Raw genomic sequence first — 5,873 nt, forward strand, 5'->3', positions numbered from 1 at the left:
TATTTAGCCCGTAAAACTACAGCGGATCAATTAATCAATAAAGATGTACTTGGTCGGGCGGATACATTTGGCGGCCAGCTCATGCACCGTCTGCTGCTCCTTGATCGCTTCGATGGCTACTTTAGCCTTAAAGCCTGCACTGAATTTTCTCCGTTCTTTTTTCATTTTTCAACTGCTAAGTTAAACATTTAAGCAGCTGTCCAATTTTTGGGGAGTATTATACAAAATTCAAGGGGATTGTAATGTTGTGTCTTATCTGATGGAGAGCTTGCCATACAGCCTCACCAGTTCTCCAATCCTGGCCCAATATTTTCACAAAACCGGAGGAAACATAAACGATACATAGATGTATTTGTAAAATTTTCCTGTATGGTCCAGGGTTCGTTCCTTTCTTTCTAAAGATTTTTTTATCTAATGAAAATTGGGCGTTGGTTGGAAAGATGAAACAATAAAACAGAGCGATCGAAGTAAACAGATCTACACCATAGCTATATAACTGAGATCCATTAAATATTGCTATGTGTAAAAGAATAAGGAATAGGGATGATATTCTAGTAAATAGACCACATATTAAGCATATAGATAAAGTTATGTAACAAGCACTAATAATATTATATGACGTTTCTTCCGAAACAGTAGTCCATTTAATAATGAAATCGGATAACAAAGGGATATTAAGACCTGTAGAGGAACTAAAGCTTATCATAATATCGTAGCTTATTATTCCACCTTTTGCATAAAGTAGATAAAAATCATTCATGAAAAACATGAAGTGAACAAGGATAAAGGAGCCAAGTGTGATACGAAAAATCCCTAAAAAACAATAATCTTCTTCCCTTTCCTTGTAAATAAAGTTGTACCATGCCCTAAAATATTTATCCAATCTATTTTTCACAATTCAACCTTTACAATACCTACCATAGTTGGTTCCACTCCTTTTCTAAAATTTTCAACATTTGGATACACATAGTAAGAAAAACTAACATGATTAATATTGACTCCCTTGACCGTACTTGATTGGATTGTCTTTTTACCTATTAGTTCAATAGCATGTTCATAGCATTGGGATCTTTCGGTAGAATCCTTAATATTCCTATAGGCCGAGTGCATATTGTTGAGTGCTACAGCATATCTTTGAACACCTTCGTATGTCCGTAAGTTTTGAGGATAATATATTCTTGACACTTCATTGTTCTCTTTGTCAAATTGTATACATTCTAATATTGTACTTCTTGCAATCTTTGGAGCAAAGAAATGGTAGCCTGCCGATGTACCGCTAAATAATGCATAGTTATTTAACCATTTGTATTTTGTGAATTTATAAATTGGGTTAATAACTGCTGGATCTAAGTTTTTTCCGTTAGTAATATTATTGACTATAAAAAAATGTCTCAGTGCAGGTATTGTATCTCGAATCACAATCAATAGAACAAATCCAAAATGAAATAAAATAAAATATAGCAATCCAATTCGTCTGAGTTTTTTAATAATAGTATTTGCCGTCATAGGAATAATTTAAAATTTTCTTATATTTTGTCAAATCAGTTAATTATTTCCGCTACTATCGTTAACCTTTGATTCTTTACTATCGAATTGGAGATAACATTAATTACTTTGTTCTGTCTTCCAAGTTCAGAGCTTTTGAAGACAGCGACAATAGAATCTGTTGCATTGTGTGGGATAGGTCTTTGGGGGTGAGAAGAAATTGTACAGCCACAAGTTGGTATAGAATTGTGAATTATTAATGGCTGCTTTCCCGTATTTCTGAAATAGAAAACGTGTTTTACTTCTTCATTGATCTTTATCTTCCCAAAATTATGTACAGGGTTTTCAATCACCATCTTAGGGCCATCTTCGTCGTCTTCATCTATTATTAGATCGTCAATATTGTACGTGTTTGATTTATCAGCTGTCATGCAAGATTGTAGCGTGAAGCACGAATATACAATTACCAGTAAAACTTTCTTATAGATGGGTAAATGTTCTAACATATAGTCGCAAATTACATTTAACTGTCAGCACTTTTCAGTGTTGTTTATGTTAAATAAGACTTCTAACTATTTTACTATTAAATAAATTTAATAAAATTTATAACAACTTTTTTCATCCCAAATAAAAAAGGGATGAAAAAAGTTGCCCAATCTTGTTAGATTAATCAATACGCTTGTTCTACTTCTCTTTTGCCCTCTACTTTTCTTGAGCCCTCATTATAAGTCACAGTACAGTCAGACCCAGCTTCACCACAGTTAACTGTTTCGGCCGCCTCAGGCGATTGGTTAGCTTTTGCATCCTGAATTGCGAATGGGCTCGTGTTTGTAACTCTGGAAGCGTTTCTCAGCTTGATTTCAGTTTCATCATTAGCAAGGGTGGAGGTAAAGTTACTGAAACCCCAAACTGTGACAAAAACTGATGCGGCAAGTAAGCTTAATTTTACAGCTTTTCTCCGGTTTGATAATTTTTTCATGTTGTTAAAATTTAATTTGTTAGAAATAATAGATACTTAAAGCTACGTGCTTGGATTGAATAAAAAAAATAAATTCGGCCAAATACGGTATGACCATGACGAAATACAGATAAACCTCGATATTGTATTTTCATAGTTTCTAACGGCCCTTCAACGATGTATTGCCATTGAAGAACACTCCGGTTTTCCCCGTTTTTCGGCAGACATATAGTGCTTGGACAATAAATGGTAGATGACCATTTCGTGTTCCCGTTGGCTGGTTGGAAAAAGGCGGTTGATGTGCATGTGCGAGAGCGAGGGTAAAAGGTTAAAACATTTCCCTACGTCTCCTTTCATGTGGTTAAGGGCTTCGCTTACTTGCGATATAGATTCAAATCGTTTTGCAAGGGCACCATGCACCATAAAGGCGTCCTCATGCTCTAACCCGAGGAACTTTTCAATCCAATGGCGGCTTTCCCTGTACTTGATGTCCAGTTTGTATTTCAGCTTATTATAACTGCTGAACTCATCCAAAAAGGCATCTCTTAAAGATGTAGCGAGGGCTATTTTCTTTGTGATGTCCAGCCCAAAGGCCGTGAACAGGTGATCCACGCCGAGCATGCCGGTAAGCCATCGTAAATGTTTTCCATCCCTTTTTTTGAACAAAGGCAACAATGACAGGATACTTTCGCTATCCATATGAAAAATGGACTCGCAAACCTCCATACTTTCCATTCCATACCTTTCCAGTTCACGTTCGTAGGTATCATAGGCAATTCGATGGACTGTTCCGTTTTCCACCAACAGTGCCAAATGCTGATTGAGGCATTCTATCAACTGTTGAAACGGCAATCTTCCATCGGTTTCCTTTAGCAGAAAACGCAAGCGGATGTGTGGATCAGGATCGTTGTATCGGATGAAGAACCATTTTTCCATTATTGTGGTATTTTTAAGGGCATTGATAAGCGATGATATCTGGTCACGGAGTACCCGTTCGCTTTCCATGACACCACAATATACCTTAATGTATGCCCATTCGCTTCCTGGCTGGAAAGTCCTTTTTATTTTACTTTCGGAAATTGGGTTTGACTTAGCTTCTTTAATCGGCCTGTCCACTTTGAATGGGATGATGATCTCGTTATTGTATTGCTCTCCATGTTCTCCTTTTACCGGACTATCATAGGTTTCAAAAAGGTATTCCTGCAAAACGATATCGTTCTTCCTCAATTGCTTTAGGAGGACTTCCGCGCCTATCGGACTGCGGAGGTCAATAACCAATTCGTTGTCTCCTTCGGTCAATGCCACCACATCGGGAAGCCTGTATTTCTCTTTCAATAAATTGATATTGTATTTATTATCGGCTCCATTGAACTCGCTCATGACGGTTTTGGCAACCCGCCATTTGGCACGGGCCAGAATGATATGTTTGTAGGATATGCGTGGAGTAAAGGGGTGACTGGCCGATGCTCCCCAATCCCAGGAGAGGTCCAACATGCCGGACTGGCATTGGAGGTCACATAGGAAACGGTAGACTACCATGCCATAATGAAAGTTGTGCGCACTGCTCAATCGGGGTATGACCTGTTTGTCCAGCCTTTTGGAGCGGAGGATAACTTTACCATGCCTGACAGATACATAGAGATCGTCGAGGAATATAGTGTATGCTTCCCCGACCTTGCCCTGTCCGATGATAGGTATTTCATATTTGAAAAGGCTTGGCCGGGCAAGGATATTCCCGGCCCTGCTTTCAGGGAGAAATACCACTTCCGCGAAAATCGCTCCGTGCATTTGCCTTTCTTCCCAATCAACACACTCCCTTAACCGATCTTCCAATTCCGTATCAAGGTGACAGAACCTTGTCATCAGAGGGATCGCAGACGACCCGCCCACAGCCAGTACATTGAATAGGTATTCTCCATTATCAATGCCGTGACCATAGGTGAGCAGATTGCCAAGAGCATAAAATCCCAAAGGAATGTCGATTTCTTCATTGCCATTTTTCGAACGAAAAGATTGAATATCAATGTGATCCAGTTTAATGGATGTAATACCCATTGAATCCGTGAACCAGTAGCGATCAATAATTGATTGGACCAAAGTATCCTTGTCACTTTTGTCAGCTTCGGACCGTGGCGTACCCAACCCTTGTAATAAAGGGTTGTGCTCCGGTGTACCGATGGACGTCGAACCATAGCCAATACCCCTTTCGTGATCTATCACTTCCAATAAAGGTACTTCCATATCGCCGTATCTTTCTCGGAATTTCATGCAAAATGATTTGAGTTCAGGTGAGGTTTTCGCACGATTGAAAACAGACAATTCTTCCAATTCCCTTGCAAGTTCATGCACGATCCCCTGATGAATCTGGTTAGATGAAGTACCTATCCGCAAATCGACTTGGAAAAAACTCTTGGCAGCACCACGTTCCAAGTCACCTAAATCCTTATTTGCCGAGAATGCGTATGCTTTGAATGTTGGGTCATTGGTTTTCTGTAAGAAATTGTCCAATCTGTTCAATATACTGATCGGGATTGTTTTTTGGTCTAAGCTTTTTAGACGGGATAAAGTCCCGTTAGAATTGATCCCTGTTACAGCGGTTTCCAGTTCGGACATCAGTAATTTAACCTCAATTAACTCATAAAGGTATTTAGAGGCCCTGTATTGTTCGACACCAAATTGGCGCAGGTGCTCCACTAAATCCCAAAAACTTATTCCCTTTTTTGCAAGGCGTAATACCTGTGTCAGAAGTGGGTTTTTGCTCACCCATGCCCAATTGTAAGAGCGCCTGCTATTCCTTTCCGTAAATTCGATGTAATGGTAGCGATCAGATGCCTCATATAGGTATCCGCCCTATGAACTACATATTTGATTCCTGCAGTTTTCTTTTATAATTCTGCGGATACAAGTCTTTCAGGTTCTTGTGGTTTATGGTCATGATGTTTTCCAGCGTGTATTTCAGCCACTGGAAGGGATTCACTTCGTGTTTTTTGCAGATGGCGAAGAAGGAATAAATCATGGCGGCCCGCTGGGCGGCTTGATGGCTTCCTGCGAAGAGGTAGTTCTTTCGACCTAAACAGCATGGGCGAAGCGCATTTTCGCATAGATTATTATCTATTTGCAGGTTGCCATCGTACAAGTAAGCCGACAGCCCATCCCATCTGACGTAAGCATAAGCCATCGCTTTGCCGATCTGGCTTTTAGGTAACATATTCTTTATCTCTTCAAAGATCCACTTCCCCAGCCCGTTGATCACCGGCAGCGATTTTTCCAGGCGCAGTGTTTTTGTCTGTTCCGGTGTAAGCTTCCCTTGTTTAGCCTGTCTTTCTACCGCATATAATTGCTGGATCATGAGCAGGGCTTTTTCTGCCCTGGACCGGTCATTATCCAAGGCGCGCTCGAACTCTCTTCTTGCATGTGCCCAGCAGGCCAG

7 protein-coding genes and 1 pseudogene are annotated in these 5,873 nt (G+C 40.0%); 1 reads left to right on the plus strand and 7 read right to left on the minus strand.

Annotation, left to right across the window (positions count from 1 at the left end):
* Window positions 1-192 (plus strand): hypothetical protein (locus tag B5X72_RS20970; protein WP_217698177.1); only part of this gene is annotated, 192 nt, incomplete at its 5' end.
* 25 nt (window positions 193-217) lie between these two features.
* Here the strand turns inward: B5X72_RS20970 and B5X72_RS21220 are convergent.
* The 7 genes and pseudogenes from B5X72_RS21220 to tnpC form a co-directional block, all read right to left on the minus strand.
* Entirely contained in the window at window positions 218-769 is a 552-nt protein-coding gene (locus tag B5X72_RS21220) for an HTTM domain-containing protein (protein ID WP_394332960.1), read from the minus strand.
* A gap of 122 nt (window positions 770-891) precedes the next feature.
* Entirely contained in the window at window positions 892-1,506 is a 615-nt protein-coding gene (locus B5X72_RS20400) for a hypothetical protein (protein ID WP_079718786.1), read from the minus strand.
* Window positions 1,507-1,541: 35 nt separating this feature from the next.
* A complete protein-coding gene (locus B5X72_RS20405; protein ID WP_176146287.1) occupies window positions 1,542-1,916 on the minus strand; it encodes a DUF1573 domain-containing protein in 375 nt (124 codons plus the stop codon).
* A 239-nt stretch (window positions 1,917-2,155) separates the two neighbouring features.
* Window positions 2,156-2,464, minus strand: a complete 309-nt coding sequence (locus B5X72_RS20410) for a hypothetical protein (RefSeq protein ID WP_079718788.1) — start codon at window positions 2,462-2,464, stop codon at window positions 2,156-2,158.
* Window positions 2,465-2,614: 150 nt separating this feature from the next.
* Window positions 2,615-3,559 (minus strand): thiopeptide-type bacteriocin biosynthesis protein, encoded by a 945-nt coding sequence (locus B5X72_RS21140; RefSeq protein ID WP_262497503.1) that lies wholly within the window; start codon window positions 3,557-3,559, stop codon window positions 2,615-2,617.
* A gap of 132 nt (window positions 3,560-3,691) precedes the next feature.
* Window positions 3,692-5,272, minus strand: a pseudogene (locus B5X72_RS21145) (lantibiotic dehydratase family protein); the annotation flags it as partial.
* Between the two features lie 28 nt (window positions 5,273-5,300).
* Window positions 5,301-5,873 (minus strand): IS66 family transposase (gene tnpC / locus B5X72_RS20420; protein WP_139378809.1); only part of this gene is annotated, 573 nt, incomplete at its 5' end.

Origin of the sequence: Parapedobacter luteus (assembly GCF_900168055.1) — a bacterium.
In the GTDB taxonomy this organism is placed as follows: domain Bacteria; phylum Bacteroidota; class Bacteroidia; order Sphingobacteriales; family Sphingobacteriaceae; genus Parapedobacter; species Parapedobacter luteus.